This window comes from Curtobacterium sp. APC 4022, from assembly GCF_030407555.1.
In the GTDB taxonomy this organism is placed as follows: Bacteria; Actinomycetota; Actinomycetes; order Actinomycetales; family Microbacteriaceae; genus Curtobacterium.
In genome coordinates this window covers 38,366-62,073 of sequence record NZ_JASDDD010000004.1, presented here as the reverse complement: position 1 = coordinate 62,073, position 23,708 = coordinate 38,366, and the positions used below count along the sequence as shown (strand labels likewise).

17 protein-coding genes and 4 tRNA genes are annotated in these 23,708 nt (G+C 72.0%); 8 read left to right on the top strand and 13 right to left on the bottom strand.

What is annotated here, in order from left to right:
• Positions 1–20: 20 nt before the first annotated feature.
• Complete coding sequence (locus QL987_RS02055; RefSeq protein ID WP_290156060.1) at positions 21–1,892, bottom strand: cellulose binding domain-containing protein; 1,872 nt, start codon at positions 1,890–1,892, stop codon at positions 21–23.
• Positions 1,893–1,989: 97 nt separating this feature from the next.
• Positions 1,990–2,727, bottom strand: coding sequence for a hypothetical protein (locus QL987_RS02050; protein WP_290156059.1), 738 nt, complete (start codon positions 2,725–2,727; stop codon positions 1,990–1,992).
• A 168-nt stretch (positions 2,728–2,895) separates the two neighbouring features.
• On the opposite strand from QL987_RS02050, the gene katG reads away from it, so the two are divergent.
• Both katG and QL987_RS02040 read left to right on the top strand, forming a co-directional pair.
• Positions 2,896–5,202, top strand: coding sequence for a catalase/peroxidase HPI (gene katG / locus QL987_RS02045; RefSeq protein WP_290156057.1), 2,307 nt, complete (start codon positions 2,896–2,898; stop codon positions 5,200–5,202).
• A gap of 182 nt (positions 5,203–5,384) precedes the next feature.
• Positions 5,385–5,870, top strand: coding sequence for a hypothetical protein (locus tag QL987_RS02040; protein ID WP_290156056.1), 486 nt, complete (start codon positions 5,385–5,387; stop codon positions 5,868–5,870).
• Between the two features lie 12 nt (positions 5,871–5,882).
• Here the strand turns inward: QL987_RS02040 and QL987_RS02035 are convergent, their stop codons facing one another.
• The 4 genes from QL987_RS02035 to QL987_RS02020 all read right to left on the bottom strand — a co-directional run bounded on the left by QL987_RS02035 (position 5,883) and on the right by QL987_RS02020 (position 6,984).
• Complete coding sequence (locus QL987_RS02035; protein ID WP_290156055.1) at positions 5,883–6,467, bottom strand: hypothetical protein; 585 nt, start codon at positions 6,465–6,467, stop codon at positions 5,883–5,885.
• Between the two features lie 190 nt (positions 6,468–6,657).
• Positions 6,658–6,729: transfer RNA gene (locus tag QL987_RS02030), tRNA-Val, on the bottom strand.
• Between the two features lie 23 nt (positions 6,730–6,752).
• A tRNA-Cys gene (locus tag QL987_RS02025) sits at positions 6,753–6,826 on the bottom strand.
• Between the two features lie 86 nt (positions 6,827–6,912).
• A tRNA-Gly gene (locus QL987_RS02020) sits at positions 6,913–6,984 on the bottom strand.
• Positions 6,985–7,232: 248 nt separating this feature from the next.
• Between QL987_RS02020 and QL987_RS02015 the strand changes: the two genes are divergently transcribed.
• The 5 genes from QL987_RS02015 (at position 7,233) to QL987_RS01995 (ending at position 13,595) form a co-directional block, all read left to right on the top strand.
• Positions 7,233–7,305 (top strand) — tRNA-Val (locus tag QL987_RS02015).
• A 110-nt stretch (positions 7,306–7,415) separates the two neighbouring features.
• Positions 7,416–8,951 (top strand): DUF3375 family protein, encoded by a 1,536-nt coding sequence (locus tag QL987_RS02010; protein ID WP_253463026.1) that lies wholly within the window; start codon positions 7,416–7,418, stop codon positions 8,949–8,951.
• Complete coding sequence (locus QL987_RS02005; RefSeq protein ID WP_290156054.1) at positions 8,948–9,814, top strand: DUF4194 domain-containing protein; 867 nt, start codon at positions 8,948–8,950, stop codon at positions 9,812–9,814. Before QL987_RS02010 ends, QL987_RS02005 begins: the two co-directional genes overlap by 4 nt.
• The gene (locus tag QL987_RS02000; RefSeq protein WP_253463022.1) at positions 9,811–13,176 is read left to right on the top strand and encodes an SbcC/MukB-like Walker B domain-containing protein; all 3,366 of its coding nucleotides are present in this window, start codon (positions 9,811–9,813) and stop codon (positions 13,174–13,176) included. The genes QL987_RS02005 and QL987_RS02000 overlap by 4 nt, the downstream gene beginning before the upstream one ends.
• Positions 13,177–13,253: 77 nt before the next feature.
• The gene (locus QL987_RS01995) at positions 13,254–13,595 is read left to right on the top strand and encodes a hypothetical protein (RefSeq protein ID WP_253463020.1); all 342 of its coding nucleotides are present in this window, start codon (positions 13,254–13,256) and stop codon (positions 13,593–13,595) included.
• Positions 13,596–13,811: 216 nt separating this feature from the next.
• On the opposite strand, the gene QL987_RS01990 is transcribed toward QL987_RS01995, so the two are convergent.
• Positions 13,812–15,275, bottom strand: a complete 1,464-nt coding sequence (locus QL987_RS01990; RefSeq protein WP_290156053.1) for an oligopeptide:H+ symporter — start codon at positions 15,273–15,275, stop codon at positions 13,812–13,814.
• Between the two features lie 232 nt (positions 15,276–15,507).
• On the opposite strand from QL987_RS01990, the gene QL987_RS01985 reads away from it, so the two are divergent.
• On the top strand, positions 15,508–17,628 hold the full coding sequence (locus QL987_RS01985; protein WP_290156052.1) for an acyl-CoA dehydrogenase: 2,121 nt from the start codon (positions 15,508–15,510) through the stop codon (positions 17,626–17,628).
• A gap of 514 nt (positions 17,629–18,142) precedes the next feature.
• Here the strand turns inward: QL987_RS01985 and csrA are convergent.
• The 6 genes from csrA to QL987_RS01955 form a co-directional block, all read right to left on the bottom strand.
• Positions 18,143–18,394, bottom strand: coding sequence for a carbon storage regulator CsrA (csrA, locus tag QL987_RS01980; RefSeq protein ID WP_111044175.1), 252 nt, complete (start codon positions 18,392–18,394; stop codon positions 18,143–18,145).
• A 76-nt stretch (positions 18,395–18,470) separates the two neighbouring features.
• Entirely contained in the window at positions 18,471–19,430 is a 960-nt protein-coding gene (locus QL987_RS01975; protein WP_290156051.1) for a hypothetical protein, read from the bottom strand.
• The gene (locus QL987_RS01970; RefSeq protein ID WP_290156050.1) at positions 19,405–21,459 is read right to left on the bottom strand and encodes a flagellar biosynthesis protein FlhA; all 2,055 of its coding nucleotides are present in this window, start codon (positions 21,457–21,459) and stop codon (positions 19,405–19,407) included. The genes QL987_RS01975 and QL987_RS01970 overlap by 26 nt, the downstream gene beginning before the upstream one ends.
• A complete protein-coding gene (locus QL987_RS01965) occupies positions 21,456–22,655 on the bottom strand; it encodes an EscU/YscU/HrcU family type III secretion system export apparatus switch protein (RefSeq protein WP_290156049.1) in 1,200 nt (399 codons plus the stop codon). Before QL987_RS01965 ends, QL987_RS01970 begins: the two co-directional genes overlap by 4 nt.
• A gap of 4 nt (positions 22,656–22,659) precedes the next feature.
• A complete protein-coding gene (locus tag QL987_RS01960; RefSeq protein ID WP_290156047.1) occupies positions 22,660–23,421 on the bottom strand; it encodes a flagellar biosynthetic protein FliR in 762 nt (253 codons plus the stop codon).
• Positions 23,421–23,696, bottom strand: coding sequence for a flagellar biosynthetic protein FliQ (locus QL987_RS01955; RefSeq protein WP_110902510.1), 276 nt, complete (start codon positions 23,694–23,696; stop codon positions 23,421–23,423). The genes QL987_RS01960 and QL987_RS01955 overlap by 1 nt, the downstream gene beginning before the upstream one ends.
• Positions 23,697–23,708: the final 12 nt, after the last annotated feature.

The following is a 23,708-nucleotide window of genomic DNA, read 5'->3' as shown; positions in this document are numbered from 1 at the left end:
ATCGCCTGCCGGGGGCCGACTCAGTGCGTCGCGCCGGTGACCACCGCGTGCGCGAACGACCACTGCGCGTCCCGCACGCCGGAGCACATGTACGCGCCGATGGCCGGGTTGCACGGCTGGTCGCGGGTGGCTTCCCAGTAGGACAGCACCTCGATGCCGTTCGCCACCGACCACGCGGCGAGGTCCTGGGCGTCCGCGCGGGTGAAGACCTCACCGGTGTCGTTGAGACCGACCATCGGCGTGAGGCCGACCATCGACAACCGTGCCGAGGCGCTGAGCCCGGCGTACACGGGGATCGTCGCGAGCTGCCCCGCGGTCGCCACGGCGGCGGACTTCGCAGCGGCGCCCATCGGCCGGATGCCCTGTCCGTAGTCCATCGCCATGAGGTTCACCGCGACGGGACGGACCCCGGCAGCGGCGAGGCCGCGGACGGCCGCGACCCCCTCGCCGAGGAGCCCCGTCGGCATCACCGGCAGCGTGAGGGAGACGTCGAGGTGACGACCCTTCGCGGCCTGTGCAGCGACGACCCGGGCGATGGCGGTCGCACGACGCTGGTTCGCCGCCGTGTCGCCGAGCGCGGTGCCCTCGATGTCGAGGTCGATCCGGTCGACGCCGAACCGCTCGACGACCTGCTGGTAGGCCGCCTGCAGCTTCGCCGGGTCGGTGCACCGCAGGGCGAGTTCGCTGTTCACGGCACCACCGAACGACACCACCACCTGGCCACCGCTCGCCTGGAACGCGGCGATGTTCGCGTGGAAGTCCTGCGGGCCGCCGATCCGGTAGGCGTCGAAGCCCGCCCAGGCCGGGGTGCAGGCGCTGCCGCCGTTGTCCGAGACGACGAACGCCAGCGTGAAGGCCCGCATGCCGGTCTGCTTCGCGAAGGTCCGCAGGTCGGCGGTCGGCCAGAGCCCGAGGTCGACGTACGGGGCGATCAGGGTCCGACCAGCGCGCGGCTGGGTCAGTGGTGCCGGCACGGCGATCGGGGTCGGCGCCGGAGTGCTCGAGGCGGGCGCACCGGTGGGGACACCGGACACGGTGCAGGCGACGTCCGTGCCGGCCGGCAGGTCCAGCACGGTGCAGGCGGTCGGGACGACGGCGGCACCGCCGGTGGTCGTCGAGGTGAGCCCGAACGACGTCGCGGCTCCGGCATCGAGCGTGGTGGCGTAGGACGGGGCGGAGGCGATGAAGCCGCCGGTGGTCGGGCTCGCGCTGGCATCCCAGATCGTGGCGACCCTGTCGGCGGTGGTGAAGCGGATGCGCCAGGGGGCGAGACGCAGGGCGGTCCGGTTCGTCACGCTGACCGAGGACTGGCTGCCGGTCGTCCAGGTGGCGGTGTGCAACCAGCCGACCGCGACGGTGCCGTCCCGCCCGGTCGCCGGCTTCGGAGCCGGAGTCGGAGTCGGCTTCGGACTCGGCTTCGGGGTGGCCGGCGGCTTGCCGGGTGTGGTCGCACCCCCGTTCACCGAGCACGGCGTCGCCGCACCGATGACCGTGCACGAGGTCGGCACCGTGCCCGCCTTCGGGACCTTCCGCGAGTCGATCCGGAACGAGGCCGTCGCTCCCTTCGCGATGTCCGGACGCGCCGTCACCCCGGCCAGCGTGAGCGACCCCTTCGCGCTCGACACCTTCCTGACGTCGCGGAACGTGCGGGCGTCCGACGTGTACGCGAACCGGATCGTCCAGCCGCGCCAGGTGGCGCCGGACCCGTTCGTGACGCCGACCGTGGAACGGAACCCGGTGGACGTCACCGCGCTGTTCTTCCACGTGACGGACACCTTCGGGGTCGCCGCGGCCGAGGCCGGCGGAGCGGTGACCGTCGACCCGACCAGCGGGACCAGCGCGAGGAGCACGGCCGCCGGCAGGAACCGTCGGATCAGGGTCGGACGCCGCATGGGGCCACTCCTCGGTTCGGGAACCACCCGCCGCCCCCTCGGGCCGGGCCTCGTGTTCCGTCAGCACCTATCGGCGGTGCGGCGGGATCCGTCGGCGTCAGCCGCAGAACTCGTAGGGCGGTGCTGCCTGCTGTCCGACCCAGACCAGGGCGACGTGCTCGCCGTCCCGACCGAGCTGGAAGGTGATGTGGCGCGAGCCGGCGTCGATCGTCCACGTCGTCGGCACCGCGGCCTCCTCCCCCGATGACCCGCTCGGCAGCGCCGCCAGGTCGGGGTGGGCTGCCTTGAGCTCCGCGAGACTGCTGCCGACCCCCGTGCCCGCCGAGGTCTCCGGTCCGGTGACCGACGTCGCAGTCGTCTGCGGACCGCCGATCTCGACGCCCGTGACCGTGCCGTCGCGGTCCTCGACGATGAGGCCCGGACTGGCGTCCCGGTGCCAGAACGAGGTGGCCGGAGACGCCGGGCAACCGCCGGAGTCCCGGGTGTAGGCGGCGCGGAGGTCGTCCACCTCGGCGGAGGTGCTGCCCCCGAGGGCGATCGGGCCGACCTCGTCCCCGGAGATCGTCCACGTGTCGGGGGCCGACAGCGAGAAGGCGCTGCCTGATGCTGACGGTGTCGCCGAGCTCGCCGGCGTGGGGGTCGCCCCCGTGTCCGACGACGTCGACGTGGGCGCCGTCGCCGTCACGGTCGCCGTCGGCGATGCGCTGTCCGGCGCACCCGGATCGACGGACGAGCAAGCGGTGGTCGACACGAGCGTGGCGACCACCGCCGCGATGCCCAGTCCTCGGACGGCACGGCGGAAGGCGGTCCGGCCGGTGATCGAGAAGTCCCCCATGTGGCCGACGGTACCCGCGGACCCTCAGTGGCGGCTTCGTTCGAGTCCTCGAAGCACGACACGCACTCTTCGCCCGGACTTCCCAGCACGACCGCCCACGCTGGGCCTGACGCGCCGCCCATCGGGGGGCGGACCCGCCGCGTCGGACGACGTCACGAGGAGTCTGCAGTGCACAACGACGGAACCGACACCTGTCCCCACCACATGGACGGCGAACTGCCGGCCGGAGGTGACCACCTCGGCGGGTCGTTCGGCGACGCGCCGACGCTCGAGAGCTGGTACCCGCAGCGCCTCCGGGTCGAGCTGCTGCACCGGAACGGCATCGACGCCGACCCGCTGGGTGCCGACTTCGACTACGCCGCCGCCTTCGCCACGATCGACCTCGACGAACTCAAGCGCGAGATCACCACGCTGCTGACGACGTCGGTCGACTGGTGGCCGGCCGACTACGGCAACTACGGCCCGCAGATGGTCCGGATGGCCTGGCACGCGGCCGGCACCTACCGCATCGCCGACGGCCGCGGTGGCGCCGGGACGGCCATGCAGCGCTTCGCCCCGATCGGCAGCTGGTGGGACAACGGCAACACCGACAAGTCCCGGCGGCTGCTGCAGCCGATCAAGCGGAAGTACGGCAACGCCCTGTCCTGGGCGGACCTGATGGTGCTGACCGGCAACTGCTCGCTGGAGCTGATGGGACTGCCCACCTACGGCTTCGGCGGCGGACGGCTGGACGCGTGGGAGCCGGACGACGGTACGTGGTGGGGCCCCGAGGTGTGGGACCCGCACCAGGCACACCAGGGCGACGACATGGTCTCGCGTGACGAGCGGTGGACCGGACGGAACGGAGACGCCGACTACGACCTGCAGAGCCCGCTCGCCGCGTCGCACCAGGCACTCATCTACGTGAACCCCGAGGGACCGTACGCGAACGGCGACCCGATGGGCTCGGCTCGTGACATCCGCATCACCTTCACGCGGATGGCGATGAACGACGAGGAGACCGTCGCGCTCATCGCCGGTGGGCACGCGTTCGGCAAGAGCCACGGCCAGGTGCCCGCGGCGGACATCGGCCCCTCCCCCGAGCTCGCACCGATCGAGTCGATGGGCCTCGGCTGGCACAACCCGGTCGGCACCGGCAACGGGCAGTACACCTCCACGAACGGCATCGAGGGCAGCTGGACCCCGAACCCGACGCAGTGGGACAACACCTACCTGGAGAACCTGTTCCGGTACGACTTCGAGCAGACGAAGAGCCCGGCCGGTGCGCTGCAGTGGACCCCGACCGACCCGGACGCCCCGAAGACGCCCGACGCGCACGTGCCCGGGCAGATGAACCCCCTGATGATGATGACCTCGGACATCGCACTGAAGGTCGACCCGGCCTACCGGGAGGTCTGCGAGCGCTTCCTCGCCGACTTCGACCTCTTCACGCTCGCGTTCTCGAAGGCCTGGTACAAGCTGACGCACCGCGACATGGGGCCGAAGCACCGCTACCTCGGCCCGGAGGTCACCATCGCCGATGACCTGCTCTGGCAGGACCCGCTGCCCGAGACCGAGGGCACCCCCCTCGACGCGTCCGACGTCGCGGCGCTGCAGCAGGCGACGCTCGCCACCGGTCAGTCCGTCTCCGACCTCGTCTTCACGGCGTTCTCGGCGGCCTCGACCTACCGCGACAGCGACAAGCGCGGTGGCGCGAACGGCGGCCGCCTTGCTCTGGCACCGCAGAAGGACTGGGCGGTGAACCGTCGCACGGTCCCCGTGATCGCCGCCCTGCGCGAGGTACAGGCGGACTTCGCCCGGACCTCCGGCAAGCAGGTGTCCCTGGCCGACCTCATCGTCCTGGGCGGGTGCGCGGCGGTCGAGCAGGCCGCACGGGCCGCCGGTACGGAGACGAGCGTGCCGTTCACCCCCGGTCGCGTCGACACCACCCAGGAGCTCACCGACATCGAGATGTTCGAGTGGCTCCGACCGGTCGCGGACGGATTCCGGAACTTCCTGTCGCCGCGCTTCGCCGAGTTCGCGCCCGGGGTCGCCCCCGAGTCCGTGTTCCTGGACAAGGCGAACCTGCTCACGCTCACCGCTCCGGAGTGGACCGTGCTCACGGCCGGACTCCGCTCCCTCGGCGCGAACTGGGACGGCTCGGACACCGGCGTGCTCACCGACCGGGTCGGCGTGCTCAGCACCGACTGGTTCGTACACCTCACCGACACGGACCTCGACTGGACGCCGGACGACGAGTCGGAGACGACCTTCACCGGTCGGACGAAGGCCACCGGCGAGGCTCGCTTCACCGCCACCCGGCACGACCTGCTGTTCGGCTCGAACGCGCAGCTGCGGTCGATCGTCGACGCCTACGCGGGTGCCGACGGCCAGGAGCGCTTCGTCAGCGACTTCGTCCGCGTCTGGGACAAGGTCATGATGCTCGACCGCTTCGACGTCAAGGGGCACCGCCGGTACGGACCGATGGCGGCCTGACCGCGTCGGGTCGCGGACGCGACCACCTGACGGACGGGAGGCCCGGTGCCAGCTGGTACCGGGCCTCCCGTCCGTCGTCGGTGCGGGTGACCGAGAGCGATCCGACGGGTGACGTGGGCGCGCAGTCGTGCCACGCTGGAGGGCATGACGACCGACCTGGTGGAGCGCGGGGTGCGGGCGGCGTGACCGCGACGGACGGACGACGGGCGACCCGGCTGCGCGTGAGCCGGGCGCTGATCGCTGCCGCTGCCCTGTCGTGGGTGCCGTCGCTGGTGGTGGTGTTCGTGCGGACGACCTGGACCGGTGCGCCGACGCGGATCCCGGTGCACTGGTCGGGAGCCGGCGCCGACCAGTGGGGCTCGGCGTCGTCGCTGTTCTGGACGCTGCTCGTGCCGGGGTTGGCCGGCGCGGTCCTCTGCTCGGTGCTCGCCGTACCGCTGTCGTCCGACGTCAGCCGCCTCGGCGCCGCCGGGGTCCTGGGTGGCATCACCGCCGGGACCGGAGCGATCACGACCGTGTGGGTCGCGGCACTGCTGAGCGCCGCACGTGCGCCGGCACCGTTCCTCGTCGTGCTGGGCGCAGTCGTCTGGGGTGGCCTGGTGTTCGGCGTGTGTCTGCTCCGGGGAGCGGGCAGGTCGTCCTCGGACACGACGGCGGTCGACGGCTAGGGGCCGACCCCGTCACGCAGCCGGCTGTCGGTGCGCGACGTCGACCGTGTCGAGGACCGCGAGGAACCGGCAACGACGTCGGTCCTGCACGAGCGCAGTGACGACCGCGGCGACGACGAGCCCGACGGCGACGACGAAGAGGAGGATGGTGAAGCTCTCCACCTCGGTGCCGCCGAGCATCCGGGCCACCTGGTTCATCCCGATCGAGAGCCCGAGGCCGGCGTTCTGCACCGCATCGACCACGATGCTGTCCCGCGACGCGCGGGCGTACTCACCGGCCACCCGTCGGTCGTCCTCGGTCAGCCCGTCGACGGACCCGCGCCGCACCGCCCGACGCAGCCGACGGAGCGCCTCGACGTCCCCGAAGCGTCGACCGTTGGACCAGCTCGTCCCGAGCGACGCCCGCAGCGTGAACGCCGTGACCACGACGGCGAGGCCGGCGATCGAGGACCCGAACGCCACCGATCGCCAGTCGAACCCGGCGGCCAGGCTGATGAGCAGGCTCCCCAGGACGGCAGCGCTCAGTCCGACCACCAGCAGGCGGGTGACGACGACCCGCATCACCAGGCGTCCGTCCCCGTTCGTCACACTGTGCACGGAGCCCCCTCGGCCTCGGTCGTCCGAGCCTACTCAGTGTCCGGCACGGCAGTCCCTCACCAGGTGGCGCAGGAGCCCGGTGCTCCTTCGTGGCGGAGCAGACGATGGGTGCGTCTGGTCGCAACGTCAAAACGTCGAAACGGAGCCGGAAAACACGAAGACCCCCGGTTTCCCGGGGGTCTTCGTTCTGTGGGCGATACTGGGATCGAACCAGTGACCTCTTCCGTGTCAGGGAAGCGCGCTACCGCTGCGCCAATCGCCCAGATGAGTTCCGCCGGAGCGGACTGGAGGTGGGGACGGGATTCGAACCCGCGTGGACGGCTTTGCAGGCCGCTGCCTCGCCTCTCGGCCACCCCACCATCAAGGTCCACGTCTGGCGTAGTACCCGATCGGTGGGATACCTCTTCTGGAGAGTTGCTGTCTTCCGGAGAAGACAGGCACCTCGAGCGGATGACGAGATTCGAACTCGCGACCCTCACCTTGGCAAGGTGATGCGCTACCACTGCGCCACATCCGCATGGTCTGACCTGAGTCACACCGGTGTTGTCCGACCCGCTCTCGCGGCGACTCGTAAACTGTACCCAGTTCACGCTGTTTCTCCAAAACCCGTTCCGTTCACCGGGCGTGTCCCCCGGGTTCATGCGGATCGGCGGGGTCTCCACGGGCCTCCAAGGCGCCCGCACGGCCAGCGACGCGCGCGACAGGTCGCCGGTGTTCCGACCACGGCCGGACATCCGCTACTATCGATCCGCACGCAAGTGCGACGGGCGATTGGCGCAGTTGGTAGCGCGCTTCGTTCACACCGAAGAGGTCATCAGTTCGAGTCTGGTATCGCCCACGTGCCCGTTCCGGGCAGTCGAAACACCCGAAGAGCCCGACGCCACCGCGTCGGGCTCTTCGCATCCCGGCACCCGTGCCACAGCGAACCGTCCGACCACCAGGGGCAGCATGACCGACGTCGACCTCGAGTTCGCCCGGGTCCGCCAGGTACTCGACCGTCCGACGCTCCGACTGATGTCGCGTCCGACGAGCGCCGCGGTCGTCTCGGTCTTCCGCACGGTGTTCGACCGCGACGTGCAGTACGTCCCGGCCGACCGGATGCACCTGCAGGTCGAAGAGCACGTCGCCCGACTGCAGGCCACGGGTGCGCGGGTGCCGGCGAGCGACTCCACGACCGGTGACCTGCCGGCCGGCGAGGCCCCGCGTCCGAACGGCCGGTCCCTCTGCCGCGAGTGGGTGGCCGCGCAGTGGCTGGTGCGCTCGAACTCCCCCGACGGCGACGAGCAGTACAGCCTGACCAGTCACGCCCTCGAAGCCCTGAGCCTCATCGACGCGCTGTCCTCCGAGCGCGCACTCATCAGCGAGAGCCGCCTGGCGATGATCGTCGACGCCGTGCACCGCTGGGCCGCCCGTGCCGAACCCGACCGGGACACCCAGGTCCGCCGGCTCGACGCCCAGATCGCCGAGCTGCAGGCCGAACGCGACCGCCTGGCCCGCGGCGACGAGGTCGTCACGGTCGACGAGGACCGGATGCGCGACGGCTACACGAACATCACCGACCTGATCCGCCAGCTGCCGAGCGACTTCAAGCGCGTCGAGGAAGCGGTCGCGACGATGCACCGCGAGATCGTCGAGGACTTCCGACAAGAGGTCCGCCCGATCGGCGAGATCCTCGACGACTACCTCGCCCGCACCGACAACCTGATGGAGTCGACCCCCGAGGGCCGGGCGTTCCAGGGAGCGTTCGAGCTGCTGCGTGACGACGCCCTGCTCCTCCGGCTCCGCGACGACATCACCACGATCCTCGAGCACCCGTTCGCGGGCTCCCTCAGCCCGACCGAACGGCGGACCTTCCGTGGCACGGTCGGCATCCTCCGCCAGGGCATCGAGGACGTCCTCGCCCAGCGCCGGATGCTGACGGCCACGCTCCGCGACCAGATCGTCGCCCACGATGTGGTGCGCGACCGCGAACTCGACGCCGTGCTCCGCTCCGTCAACCGCGGCCTGGCTGCCTGGATGGACGCCGGCTCGGCCCGCGACCGCGTCCCGCTCGGACTGCTGCCGCCGTCCGCCGCGGTCGGCACGCTCCGCGAACGGTTCTACGACCCGGACGCCGAGTCCGTGCCGCCGCCGATCGAGGAACCGGACGACGACGTGTTCGAGGATCTCGACGTCGAGTCACTCCGCCGCCACGGCGGTCCGCTGCTCGCCGAGCTGCGCGACGTCCTGGCGCACGCTGCAACCGGCTCCAGCGTCGAGGCCTTCCACGCGCTGCCCGCCGAGCAGCGCCGGCCCGTCGAGCTCTTCGGACTCGCCCACCTGCTCACCGGACACGACGACTTCGAGGCGGGCACGGCCTCCGCCCCGCACCACACGGTCCGGCCCGACGGCGAGCCGGTCACCTTCCACATGCCCACCGCCGCCCTCGCCCCGGCGGGCGACGCACCGCACCACGACGACGAACCCGGCCAGGAGGCACGGTGAGCGACACGACGCCAGCACCCGTCCACGACGAGGTCACCTCGGTCGACGACGGACTCGACGACGCGACCGGTGCGTACGAGCACGCGGCCGAGTCCGAGTCTGAGTCCGAGTCCGAGCGGGACGAGAGCACCTTCGCGCTGTTCGAGGGTGACGAGGGTCGCCTCGACGAACCGCAGCGCCGTGCCCTGGTCGCGCTGCTGCGCCACCCGTACGTCAGCGCCCGCACACACAGTGACGAGTGGCGCGCCGTCCTGGACGCCGAACACCAGCTGCGGTCGCGACTCAACGACCTGTTCCTCGAACTGCACGTCGATCGGGACCGCGAGGTCGCCTTCAAGCGCCAGGCCCGGTCCGAGAGCACCCGACGCGGCTTCCCGACCCTGCTCCGTGACGCCCCGTACACCCGCGAGGAGACGATCGTCCTCGTCTACCTGCGGATGCGCCTGCGAGCCGACGCCCGACCGGGGCCCGACCAGGTCGTCGTGGACCGGGCCGAGATCCTCGGGCACGTCTCCGGGTTCCGGCCGGCGACCGCGACCGACCGCACCCGCGACGAGGCCCGCGTGGCGAAGGCGATCGAGCGCCTGGTGACGGCCCGGGTGCTGCTGAAGACCACCGACCCGGACCGCTTCCGGATCGCGAGCGTCATCGAGGTCCTCCTGCCCCTCGAGCGACTGGTCGAGCTCGACCGGTGGCTGACGAGCACGGCGCTGCGGAACGCGACCACCGACGGGGGTGCGGCGACCGACGGGGGCGATCCGGGCCTCCCGGCCAGCGAGGACGACACCGACGTCGAGACCGACACCGACGCCGAGCCGGACACCGGGACCGACGGCGACGACACCGAGGAGGACCGCGCGTGAGCACCGTCGACATCGACACCACGGGCATCCCCGCCCTGTTCGACACCGTCGCGCAGTGGCGCGCCGAGTCCATGCAGGTCGTCAACTGGGGCGGCTTCCAGGGCCACCGCCAGGTCGAGCTCTCCGGCACGGCGACGCTCATCTCCGGTGCCTCCGGAACCGGCAAGTCGACGCTGATGGACGCCTACCTGGCGGTCATGATGCCGTCCGACGTGCCGTTCAACGGCGCCTCGAACGACGCGACGACCGGGCGTGCCCGGAGCGCCGACCAGCGGAACCTGCTGACCTACCTGCGCGGCAAGGTCGACACCCGGCGTGACCCGGAGACCGGCGCGCTCAAGGACGTCACGCTCCGCGGCGACGAGCAGACCACGTGGGGCGCCGTCGCCGTCACGTTCCGGAACGACGACGAGCGGCGGTTCACCGTCCTCCGCGCCTACATCGTGCCGCGCCGTGCCCGCGGTGTGGCGGACATCCAGATGACCATGGCGACCGTCGACGACGTGTTCGACCTGCGTCGGCTCGAGGACTTCGTGCCCTCCCGGTTCGCCCACCTCGAGCTCACCGGCCGGATCCCGGGGCTCGTGATCCGCGACACCTACCAGGAGCTCGCGTACACGCTGCAGACCCGGCTGGGCATCGGCGACTCCGGTGGCGGCAACCGGGCGATGCGCCTGCTCGCTCGCATCCAGGCCGGGCAGCACATGCCGACCGTCGACGCCCTCTACAAGTCCCTCGTCCTCGAGACCCCCGGCACGTACGAGGCGGCCGACCGTGCCCTCGCGCACTTCGCCGCCCTCGACGAGGCGTACGAGGCGATGGACACCGAGGAGCGCAAGGTCCGCATCCTCTCCCCCATCACCGAGCTGCACGACGAGATCGAACGCTCCCGTGCGGCCGCGGCAGCCCTCGACGGCATCGCGACCGGCGCCGACGTCTCCCCCTTCGCGCACTGGACGGCGTCGCGGAAGCGGGAGCTGCTCGACCTGGAGGTCGAACGGAACACCCGTGAGCGCACCGCCACGCGCGCCGAGGTCGAGGCCGCCTCGGCCCGGCACGCCGCGGTGGAGGTCGAACTGCGGGACGCCGAGGCCCGGCTGCGCGACTCCGGCGGCAACGCGCTGGCGCAGCTCGAGGACCGCATCGACCGCGGCACCCGGGAACGCGCCGCCGTCGCCCGCACCCGCGAGGTCTTCGACGAGCGCACCGCTCCCCTCGGCGAACCGCTGAGCACCGAGGCCGAGTTCACCGAGGCGCAGCGTGCCAGCCACGAGTTCCTCGGCACCTACGGCGCCCGTCGCGACGACCTGGACAGCCGTCGCGACGCGCTCACCCGCGAGGAGTACCCGCTCCTCGACCGCGAGCGGACCCTGCGCCAGGAGCGCCGGTCGCTCGAGCACCGTCAGGGTGCCATGCCGCTGCCGATGCACGAGGCCCGCGTCGCGATGGCCCGGGCCGCCGGCCTCGACCCCGCTGACGTCCCCTTCGTCGCCGAACTGCTCGACGTGCTGCCCGCCGAGGAACAGTGGCGCGCCGCGATCGAGTCCGTGCTCGCCCCGGTCGCCCGCACCCTGCTCGTCGACGAGGACCGCCTCGACGACTTCAGCGCCGCCATCGACTCCCTGCGTCTGCCGGTCCGCGTGCAGTTCGAGGGGGTCCCGATGGGGCCACACCTCGACCTGCCGGGTGACAGCTCGATGGTCTCCGGCAAGCTCGCGATCAAGCCGTCGCCGTTCAGCACCTGGGTCCGGGAGCGCATCGAGTCCGACCGGATCGACGCACGCTGCGTCGAGGACGCCGCCGACCTGGGCGGTGGCGGACGCCGTGTCACCGCCGCCGGGCAGCTCCGCGACGGCCGCCGCGGCGCCCACGGCGACCGTCGCCAGGCGAACGTCATCGGCTTCACGAACGAGTCACGGGTCCGCTCCGTCGAGACCGAGCTCGCCGAGATCGCCGCGGACCTCACCGCCCTGGAGGCCCGCCGCACCGACATCGCGCAGGACCTGGCCGCCCTCGACGCGCTCCGCACCGCCCACCAGCACCGCGTGGACGTCACCTGGGACGCCGTCGACGTGGCCGGCGCCGACGCGTCGCTCACCCGCCTGGAGGACGAGCGGCAGGCCCTCCTGGCCGCCGATGACGGGCTGCGCACGCTCCGCGAGTCCGTCGCCCGCCTGCGTTCGGCACTCGACGAGGCCGCCGACCGCCGCTCCGCCGCACGCCTGAGCGTCAAGCGGCTGGAGGAGCGCCACGCGGTGCTCGTCGACGGCCAGGACGCCGCCAGCGAGATCCTCGAGCGTTTCACCGACGCTCCCGAGCGGCTGCCGGACGAGCAACAGGAACGCCTGCTCGCCGAGGCCTTCGACGAGGTCGGGGCCCCTGACGGCGTGGACGGCTTCGACGACGCGACCAAACGCCTCCGGAGGCGACTCGAGGAGCGGCTGTCGCAGGCCCTCGACGGCGCCGCGACCGCGTCGGTGGCGCTCACCACGACGTTCGAGCGGTACCAGGACGCGTGGGCGGACCCGAACCTCGGCACCGGGGTGGCGTCGTACCCGGACTACCGGGCGATCCTCGACCAGATCGTCGCCACGGGCCTCCACGCCCGACGCAGCGAGTGGCGTCGCCGGTTGTCGCAGTGGAGCGGCGAGGACCTCGTGCCGCTCTCCGGTGCCTTCGACCGCGCGGTCGTGGAGATCGAGGAGCGGCTCGAGCCGGTCAACGAGATCCTGCGCGACCTGCCGTTCGGCGCCAACCGGGACCGGCTGAAGATCGTGATCCGCCGGGTCACCCGCGAGGACGTCACCCAGTTCCGCAAGGAGCTCCGCGCGCTGTCCGCGTCGGTCGACACCGAGCTGACCGACGACGTCCTCGAGACCCGGTTCCGACGCCTGCGCCGGTTCATGGCCGTCATCCGGCCCGACCCGGAGTCCCCGCGCGGCCGGACGACGCAGCGGGACGCCGTCCTCGACGTCCGCCGGCACATGGAGATCACGGCCGTCCGCTACGACACCGCGGGCGACGACCTGGGCGTGTACTCGTCGCTCGGCGACAAGTCCGGTGGGGAGACGCAGGAGCTCGTGGCGTTCATCGTCGGCGCGGCGCTGCGGTACCAGCTCGGTGACGAGACCCGGCCGCGCCCGCGGTTCGCTCCGGTGTTCCTCGACGAGGCGTTCATCAAGGCCGACTCGGAGTTCGCCGGGCGTGCCGTGACGGCGTGGCTGCGACTCGGGTTCCAGCTCGTGGTCAGTGCACCGCTCGACAAGGTCACGGCCCTGGAGCCGTCGATGGAGCGGCTGCTGTCGATGCGGAAGCACCCGGACACCGGGTACTCGTCGGTGACGGAGATCCGGCGGGACTGAGCCCGGCTCCGGGTCCTTGCCGGTTCTGCCGGGTCGCTGCCGGTTCGTTCGTGGGGCTCCGGCGGTAGGGTCGTGGCGTGTTCGGACGTCGCGCTCCCCGCCCTGCTGCCCACGACGACCCCGCCGGGGCGGTGCCCTCGGACGTCCCGGTGCTCGGCATCGGTGCCGTCGTCCGGGTGGTCCCGTCGGACCGCGGCGACCAGTGGGCGGACGACCCGATCGGGCTCATCGTCGCTCCGGGAGGCGCGCAGCTCGCCGGGTACGCCGGCGCCGGTGTGCGGGTGGCCTGGGTCGTCGAGTTCGACGAGCCCGCCTACACGACGGACGGCCGCGGCCCGTTCGAGCGCGCGACCGTCCAGAGTCGTCAGTTGGTGCCGGTCCCGATGGAGCCGGAGACCGTGGACGCCGGAGCGTCCTGACCGGTCAGTACTCTTCGGAGCCGGACTTCATCATGGCGGCGAAGGCCAGGCAGGTCCCGAAGCCACCGAGGACGCCGATGCCGATGATGATGCCTGCGATGAGCTCGAGCATGGGGTGACTCCTCGTGGTCCGGTGCTGTTCAGCTGTGGCCAAGGCTACCGGATGGCGCCTGTCCGACGTGCGGTGCCGCGCGCGCTGCCCGCGGCGGCGCGGAGCTAGCGGATGCCGCGCATGAGTCGGAGGACCGGCCGGGCGATGACGAGCAGGACGATGCCGACCACGACGGCGACCAGGCCGAGGACCGTGAAGTACGGCGCCTCGTTCTCCGGGTCGTAGTACCGCGAGAGCACACCGGTCAGCGCGGTCCCGAGCGACACCGACAGGAAGAACAGCGCGACCATCTGCGTCTGGAACTTCGACGGCGCGAGCTTCGTGGCGACGGACTGCCCGGACGGCGAGAGCAGCAGCTCTGCGACCGTGAACACGAGCAGGATGCCGACCAGGGCGAGCAGCGGCGTGCCGTTCTCCCCGGTGCCGACGAAGGGCAGGAACAGCAGGAACGCCACACCCATGATCCCGGTGCCCAGGCCGAACTTGGTCGGCGTGGACGGCTGGCGGTCACCCAGGCGGGTCCAGAGCGCGGCGAAGAGCCCGGACAGCGCGATGATCATGATCGGGTTGATCGACTGCACCCACGACACCGGCATCGGGAAGCCGAACAGGTCGCGGTCCAGGCGCTGGTCGGCGTAGACCGTCACGACGGTGAACTGCTGCTGGTAGAGCGACCAGAACACCGCGCTGCCGATGAACAGCGGAATGAACGCGAACACCCGGGAGCGCTCGTCCGAGGTCAGGCCGCTGGACAGGATCACCACGAAGTACGCGATGGTGGCGACGACCACGACGGCGACCACCACGACCGGCAGCGTGGAGACGTTCAGCAGTCCGGTGAGCACGGCCACCGCGACGGCCACGACCGCGACGACGGCCACGACGACGACCAGCGGGTACCGCGACCGCGGCAGCGGGTTCGTGACGTGCTGCACCGCGTCGGGCAGCTTCCGACGGCGGATCGCGTACTGCACGAGTCCCGCAGCCATGCCGACCGCTGCGAGTCCGAAGCCGTAGTGGAAGCCGAGCGTCGACTGCAGCAGCCCGGTGAGCAGCGGCCCGGCGAACCCGCCGAGGTTCACCCCCAGGTAGTACAGCGAGAACCCGGCGTCGCGGCGTGGGTCGTCCCGCGTGTACAGCGAGCCGACGATCGTCGTCGCGGTGGCCTTGAGTCCGCCGGACCCGAGTGCGATGAGCACGAGGCCGACGCCGATGCCCGCGACGCCCGGCACCAGGGCGAGCGCGATGTGCCCGAGCATCACGACGACGGCGCTGCCGAACAGCGTGCGGTCCGCACCGATCAGCCGGTCCGCGACCCAGGCTCCGATGATCGTGAAGAGGTACACCGACCCGCCGTAGGCGCCCATGATCCCCTTGGCCAGACCCTCGTCGATGCCCAGGCCGCCACGCGTGACCGAGTAGTACATGTAGAGCAGGACGATGCCCTGCATGCCGTAGAACGAGAAGCGCTCCCACAGCTCGACGGCGAAGGGCGTGGACAGCTCGAACGGCTGCCCGAAGAAGGTGCGTCCGGCGCTGCGCCGCTCGGGCTTCGTGGTGCTCGACATGGCGGAGAGTGTGCCCCTGGAACGGGGGTCACACCGAATCGTTGCCAGGGTCTCGACGGATGTCCCGGGCGGGTCTTGGAGGGTTCCCACGAACGGCGCCGGGCCGCCGGGCCGCCCGGTTGTCGCCCTGGCACGGCTGTCATGCCATCCGCACCACCGGTGCCTACGCTGGCGTGGTCGGACCGCCGTGCAGTGACGCGGTCCGTGCACCGTGCAGTCCAGGAGGCACCCGATGGTCGACATCGCACCAGTCCGCAGCAACGCCGAACGCCGCCCGACCGACACCGACACCGGCAGCGCGCCGAAGGCCGACGCCACCGGCGACCCGGCGGTGGGGACGCCCACCGGCAGCACCGACACCGACGTCCGCATCGACGTCGACCTGCTCGCCGAGCACCTGCTCGGTCGTTGGGCGGAGGACCGCCGGATCTCCCGCCGCCTGGCCCGCGACCCCGCGCTGCACAAGATCGAGGGACAGCCGATCGCCGAACACCGCGCCCGGGTCTTCGAGCAGCTCCGCATCCTGGTCGACGCCGGTGCCATCCAGCGCCCGTACCCGCTCGAGTTCGGCGGCCAGGACAACCACGGCGGCAACCTGGCGGCGTTCGAGGAACTCACCGTCGCGGACCCGTCGCTGCAGATCAAGGCCGGCGTGCAGTGGGGGCTCTTCGCCTCCGCCGTGCACCACCTCGGCACAGAGCGGAACCACCGCGAGTTCCTGCCCGGCATCATCGCGTTCGACGTCCCCGGCTGCTTCGCGATGACGGAGACCGGCCACGGTTCCGACGTGCAGAACATCGCCACCAGCGCGACCTACGACCCGGAGACGCAGGAGTTCGTCGTGCACACGCCGTTCCGCGGTGCGTGGAAGGACTACATCGGCAACGCGGCCCTGCACGGCAAGGCCGCCGTCGTGTTCGCCAAGCTCGTCACGCAGGGCGTCGACCACGGCGTGCACGCGTTCTACGTCCCGCTGCGCGACGACGACGGCTTCCTGCCCGGGGTCGGCGGCGAGGACGACGGCGTCAAGGGCGGGCTCAACGGCATCGACAACGGACGGCTCTGGTTCGACCACGTCCGGATCCCCCGCACGAACCTGCTGAACCGCTACGGCGACGTCGCCGAGGACGGCACGTACTCCTCGCCGATCGAGTCCCCCGGCCGCCGGTTCTTCACCATGCTCGGCACCCTCGTGCAGGGTCGGGTCTCGCTCGACGGTGCCGCGGTCGTCGCGCAGAAGGTCGGGCTGCAGATCGCCCTGACCTACGCCATGCAGCGTCGGCAGTTCCCGACCGGCGACGGGCAGGAGGGCGTGCTCCTCGACTACGGCCGTCACCAGCGCCGCCTGATCCCGCGTCTGGCGACGGTGTTCGCGCAGTCGTTCGCCCACGAGAAGCTGCTGCAGACCTTCGACGACGTGTTCAGCGGACGGGCCGACACCCCGGAGCGCCGCGAGGACCTCGAGACCCAGGCCGCGGCGTTCAAGTCGATGTCGACCTGGTCGGCCCTCGACACGCTGCAGGAGTGCCGCGAGGCGACCGGCGGCGCGGGGTTCCTCGCCGAGAACCGGATCACGAGCCTCCGGTCCGACCTGGACGTCTACGTGACGTTCGAGGGCGACAACACCGTGCTGTTGCAGCTCGTCGGCAAGCGTCTGCTGACCGACTTCCGCAAGGCCGCGCCGCGGGATGCCGCGTCGACCGCGAAGTTCGTCGCCGCCCAGGTCGCCTCGAAGCTCGCTGACGCCACGGGCCTCCGTCGACTCGGTCAGACCGTGTCGGACCGTGGGTCGCTCGCGGCCTCGGTCGCCGACCTGCAGGACGCGAGCACCCAGCGCGCACTGCTGGCCGGGCGTGTCGAGACGATGGTCACCGAGATCGGGATGCGGCTGCGCACCGCGGGCAAGGACCGTGCCCGCGCCGCCGTGCTGCTCAACCGGTCGCAGCACGAGCTCATCGAGGCGTCGAAGGCGCACGCGGAACTCATGCAGTGGGACGCCTTCACCGACGCGATCGCCGACGTGCCGCCGGGTGACACGCAGACCGTGCTCGTCTGGCTGCGGGACCTGTTCGCCCTCGGGCTGATCGAGCAGCACCTCGACTGGCACCTGCTGCACGGTCGGCTCTCGGCGCAGCGTGCCCGCGCGGTGTCGGCGTACGTCGACCGGCTGGTGGCGCGGATCCGCCCGGTCGTCCCGCAGTTGCTCGAGTCCTTCGGGTACGAGCCCGAGCACGTCCGCTCCCCCATCGCCGCCGGTGCCGAGCAGGCCCGCCAGGACGAGGCCCGCGCCTGGTACGCCGCCGAGCGTGCCGCGGGCCGGCTCCCCGAGCAGGAGAAGAAGCCCCGCCCGTAGGCGCGAGCCGGACCTGCACGACGGCATCTGCCCGGTACCGCGACTTCACGCGGTGCCGGGCGGTTCCCGTTCGTGCCGCGGGCGGCGCTGGCGCGCGACCGCGCTGGCGCGGCGAGGACCCGCACAACAGGAACCCGCGCGAACCGCGGGATCCCGCGGCGCGGGATCCCGCGGCGCGGGCCGGCCGCGCAGGCGGGCGGCAGCGGGCCGCGGAGGCTGCCGCCGGCTGGCGCGAGCCGGAGCCGCACAAGAGGAACCCGCGCGAACCGCGGGATCCCGCGGCGCGGGGCGGACGCGGTTGGGCGCAGCCGAACCGCGCCGCGGGCGGGCGGTCGGCCCGCCGGGCGGGCGGTCGGCACGGCGGGCGGGCGGCCGCCGCCGGCCGGCGCGAGCCGGACCGCACAACAGGAACCCGTCCGCACCGCGGGATCCCGCGGCGCGGGATGGACGCGGTTGGGCGCAGCCGAGCGGCGCCGCGGGAGCCGCGCGCGCAGCGCGGCGGCAGCGCAGCGCGTCAGTCGGCGGCGGGAGGCCGCGGAGCGCCGAGCGCGGCGCGCAAGCGCGCCTCGGCGTCGTCGTCGGCTCCGGCAGCGGCGGCGACGTTCGCCTCGGCCACGGCCCGGACGACCTCTTCGCGCTGGATCTTCACGCCACGCGGGGCATCGATCCCGATGCGCACGCCGTCCCCGCGGGAGTCGAGCACCGTGATGACGATGTCGTCACCGATGAGGATCCGCTCGCCGACCTTCCGCGTGAGTACCAGCACCGGACCAGCCTAGCGACTCCCCCGCCGACGGCCCGGCAGCGACGAGCACCGGCACCAGCACCGGCACGGGCACGGGTCAGAGCGTGCGGACCGGGACCCCGAGCAGGCGGACGGTCTCCGGGGTGCTGGTCTCCTCGGCGCCGATGGCCAGGACGCCGGCGATCGGCACCCCGACCTCGACCACGGCCGTCAGCATCGCGACGGCGTCCTCGTGCTTCCGCCCGACGTCCACGACGACCCACACCTGGTCCGGCGCGAGCGAGGCGGTGGTCGCCACGTCCTTCCACGCGGCGACCGCGAGCAGCGCCACGCCGTCGCGGACCGCATCGGCACGGGCGAGGATCCCGCTCCGCCGGTCCGAGGCGGCTGTCGCACGCAGTCCGTGCCGGTTCGCGAAGACCCCGGCGGCGGCGTCCACGTCGGTCGCGCGGCCGACGAGCAGGACCAGGTCCCCGTCCGCCGACCGGACGGCGGGTGCGGGCGGTGGGACCGGCGTCGGCACGGCCGCTGCGACGGTGGTCGCGGCAGCCGCGGCGCCGGGGGCGAGCAGCTCGGCACGCAGGTCGGCCCAGGGGTCGGTCTCCGCGCCTCCCGGCAGGCTGGTGACGGCACCGTCGGTGACGGACGGGAGGCCCGACTCGCCCGGCACAGATCGGCCGGCGGCCCGGCGCGGCGGAGCCAGCCCGTCGGACGCGAAACCGTCGAGGACGGACGCGAAGGCGTCCGCACGGGTGCCCGCGGTGCCGTCGGTCTCGGCGATGCGGGACTCGGCCGCCTCGGCGTCCGCGAGGAGCGCCGCGATCCCGACCCGCTTGGCCGGGGACGAGGCGATGGCGACGCGGGCGGTCGGCGGGTCGAACGGGTCGGGGACCTCGATGACGGCCTCGACGTGTGCCTTCCGGAACAGCCCGGCGACCCCACCGCTGGTGACCCGTTCGGCGGAGACGATGCGGGCGCCGGGGCCGAACTCGGCGAGGACGCTGGCGCGGACCTCGTCGAGCGTGGCGCCGCTACGCTGCGATCGGATCGGCGGCACGGACCACTCCCACGGTCTCGATGGTGGAGCCCGCGGCGGTGGCCTCCTGGTACGACAGCACCGGCAGGCCGTTCGCCTGCGCGGACACCATGCGGTGCACGGCCGGGCGGAGCTGGGGTGCACAGACCAGGACGGCGGACAGGCCCTGGTCCTCGACGGCGCGGACCGAGTCGCGCACCGAGCCGAGGACCTGTTCGATGCGGTGTGTGTCGAGCAGGATCTGGCTGCCCTGTTCGGACGGTCGGAGTCCTTCGAGCATCGCCTGCTCGAGCACCGGGTCGATCATGATGACGCGCAGGACGGTGCCGTCGAGGTGTCGGGCGGCCAGCGCGGGTCCGAGTGCGGCGCGTGCCGACTCGACCAGGCCCTCCGGGTCGGTGGAGACCTTCGCGCGGAGCGTCAGGGCCTCGCAGATCCGGCCGAGGTCGTTGATCGGCACCCGCTCGGCGAGCAGTCCCTGCAGCACGCGCTGCAGTTCGGCCATCGACAGCATGGCGGGGACGAGTTCCTCGACGGCGGCGGGGTTGACCTGCTTGACGCCCTCGGCCAGGACCTTGACGTCCTCGCGGGTGAGAAGGCGGGCGGCGTTGTCGCCGATGACGGCCTGCAGGTGGGTGACGAGCACGGACACGCGGTCGATCACGGTCGCGCCGGTCATCTCGGCGGCGTGCCGGAGTTCCGCGGGGACCCACTTGCCGGCCAGGCCGAACACCGGCTCGACGGTCGGGTCGCCGGGCAGGCCGTCGAGCTGTTCACCGAGGGCCAGGACGCTCCGCGCGGGGGCGGTGCCTCGGCCGGCCTCGACCCCGGCGATGCGGATGGCGTAGGTCGCGGGCGGCAGGTCGATGCTGTCGCGGGTGCGCACCGGCGGCACGACGATGCCCATGTCGACGGCGATCTTCCGGCGGAGTGCCCGGACCCGGCCGAGCAGGTCGTCGGAGGCGCCGGAGACCATGTCGACGAGGTCGGGGGCGAGCAGGATCTCGAGGGCGTGCACGCGCATCTGCTCGAGGAGGTCCTCGGGGGTGTCGCTAGTGGGGACGGCTGCCTCGAGCGCCTGTTGCTCGGCAGCCGTGGCGGCGGCGCGTTTGGCGTTCTGCCCGATCCGCCACCCGGTGAACAGCAGCGTCGCGCCGATGAGCAGGAACGGCAGGATCGGCATGCCGGGGATGAACCCCATCGCGATCGCGGCGGCACCGGCGATCATCAGGGCGGTGCGGGACTGCGACAGCTGGTCGGACGCCGACGTGCCGATGTCGGACTCGGCGCCCGACCGGGTGACGATCATGCCGGTCGACACGGCCATCAGGAGCGCCGGGATCTGGGACACCAGGCCGTCACCGATGGTGAGGATGCCGTAGTGCGACAGGGCGTCGGTGATCGACATGCCGTTCTGCAGCATGCCGATCGCGATGCCGCCGACCAGGTTGATGACGAGGATCAGGATGCCGGCGATCGCGTCGCCCTTGACGAACTTCGACGCACCGTCCATCGCGCCGTAGAAGTCGGCCTCGGCGGACACCGCGGCACGCCGTTCCTTGGCCTGCACGTCCGTGATGAGTCCGGCGTTGAGGTCCGCGTCGATCGCCATCTGCTTGCCGGGCATCGCGTCGAGGGTGAAGCGTGCGCCGACCTCGGCGACGCGCTCGGCGCCCTTCGTGACGACGACGAACTGGATCACCACGAGGATGAGGAAGATCACCGCGCCGATGATGACCGAGCCGGCGACGGCGACGTGCCCGAACGCCTGGATGACGTCGCCGGCGAAGCCCTGTGCCAGCACGAGCCGGGTCGAGGCGACGTTGAGCCCGAGCCGGAACAGCGTCGCGACGAGCAGCAGCGACGGGAACACCGAGAAGTCGAGCGGCTTCTTGACGAACAGCGTCGTCAGCAGGATCACCAGCGCCAGCAGGATGTTGCAGATGATGAGGACGTCCAGCAGGAACGGCGGCACCGGCAGGATCAGCAGCAGGATGATGCCGACGATGAGCACCGGGACGGCGAACTTCGGCAGGTCGGCGCGCTTCATGCGGGGAGGGCCTCTCCGGGAGTGTGGTCGGTGACGGGACGCGGGGTCCGGAGCTTCCGGGGGCGGACGTCGCCGCTGAGCGTGGTCGGGTCGAGCACGGTGGCGACCTCCTCCGGGGTGGTGGGACGGGGCGGGGTGTGGGTGCCGGCGGTGGCCCCGCGGGCGGCGAGCGTCATGACGAAGGACAGGACGCGGGCGACGGGCGTGTAGAGGTCGACCGGGATCTCCTGGCCGAGCTCGCACGCGGCGTGCAGTGCCCGGGTGAGCGGGATGTCCTGCACCATCGGCACGCGTTCCTCGGTCGCCTTCTGGCGGATGGCGTCGGCGACCGGACCGGCGCCCTTCGCGACGACGCGGGGTGCGGACTTGCCGGCCTCGTACTTGATCGCGACGGCGTAGTGCGTCGGGTTGGTCATCACGACGTCGGCGGTGCCGATCGCGGCGATCATGCGGTTCCGGCTGGCGGCGAGTTGACGCGAGCGTCGCTGCGACTTCACGAGCGGGTCGCCCTCGGCCTGCTTGTTCTCGTCCTTCACCTCGCGCTTGGTCATCATGGTGCGCTTGCGGTTCCGCCGGACGACCACGAACACGTCGAAGGCGGCGAGGACGAGCCCGGCGGCGATCGCGGCCCGGAGCAGGGTGCCCGCGCCGTCCCCGGCGGCCTCGAGGACGCTCGTCAGCGGCAGGGACCCGCTCGACATCAGGACCGGGACGAGTCCCTGGACGGCGAACCAGAGCACCAGGCCGACGACCGCGGTCTTCAGCAGCGCCTTCAGCCCGTTCCAGAGCGCCTGGGTGCCGAACACCCGCTTCACGCCGGCGACGGGGTCGAAGTGCTCCGGCTCCGGGGTCAGCTTCTTGAAGTGGACTCCGCCCTGCGCGACCGCGACGGCGAGCACCGCGACCGCGACGACGCCGAGCATCGGACCGACGGTGCTGCCGATCGAGGCGAGGGCGTCGTCGAGCACGTGCCGCATGGTGCCGATGCTCGGGTCGGCGATGACGAGCGTCACGGCGTGCAGCTGCTGCTGCCCGGCGGCCGAGGCGTGCCCGATCGTGGACGGGATCATGAGCGCGGCGACGGCGATGCCGATCCACGCGCTGAGGTCCTGCGACCGGCCGAGCTGCCCCTTGCGGTGCACCTCGCGCATCCGCTTGTCTGATGCCTGTTCGGAGCGTTCTCCGCTGTCGGACACGTCGTCACCCCCTGCCCGTGATCGCCTGGACGGCGTCGCCGGTGAGCGAGGACACCACGCTCGGCAGCGCCATGAACAGCGCGCCGGCGAACAGGACGGTGAGGCCGATCTTGATCGGGAAGCCCATCTGGAACGCGTTGAGCGCCGGCGCGACACGCGTCAGCAGGCCGAGCCCGACGTCGGCCAGGAACAGCACGACGACGAGCGGGCCGGCGATCTGCAGCGCGGCGAGGAACATCTGCCCGAACGCGGCGACGAGCATCGGTGCGACGCCGTCGATCGGGAACCGGCCGTCCACCAGCGGGACGCCGTCGAACGAGCGCACGAGGCCGCCGATGATGAGCTGGTACCCGCCCGAGGCGAACAGCAGCGCGAGCGAGGCCATCTGGAACAGCCGGGTGAACTGGGCACCGTTCACCTGGGACTGCGGGTCGTACGCCTGCGCCAGGGTGAACCCGCCGAACAGGTCGACGAGCGCGCCGGCGGACTGCACGGCCGCGAACACCAGGTACACCATGAAGCCCAGCACCAGGCCGACGAGCAGCTGGGTGACGAGGGCGACCAGGAACGCCGCGGTGTCGAGCTGCTCGTACCCGGCGGTGACCTTCGGGGCGAGGCCGATCGCGAGCCCCAGGCCGAGGATGACCTTCACCACGCCGGGGAACGCCTTGTACGAGAACGGCGGCGCGACGACGAAGAACGCGACGAGCCGGACCCCGGCGAGCATCGTGCCCTCGAGTCGGGCGGAGTCGAAGACCAGGTCCATCAGCCGCTCCCGAGCAGCTTCGGGATCATGTCGAACGCCACGTGGGTGAACGCGATCATCTCGGAGATCATCCAGTTGCCGCAGACGACCAGCGCGATGGCGACGGCCAGGGCCTTCGGCACGAACGAGAGCGTGACCTCCTGGATCTGCGTCACCGACTGGAACAGCGAGATCGCGAAGCCGACGACGAGGGACGTGATGAGCACGGGCGCGGCGAGCTTGCCGGCGACGAGGAGCGCCTGGAGGGTCAGATCGATGACCGCCTGCTGGTTCACGAGGGGCCCCCG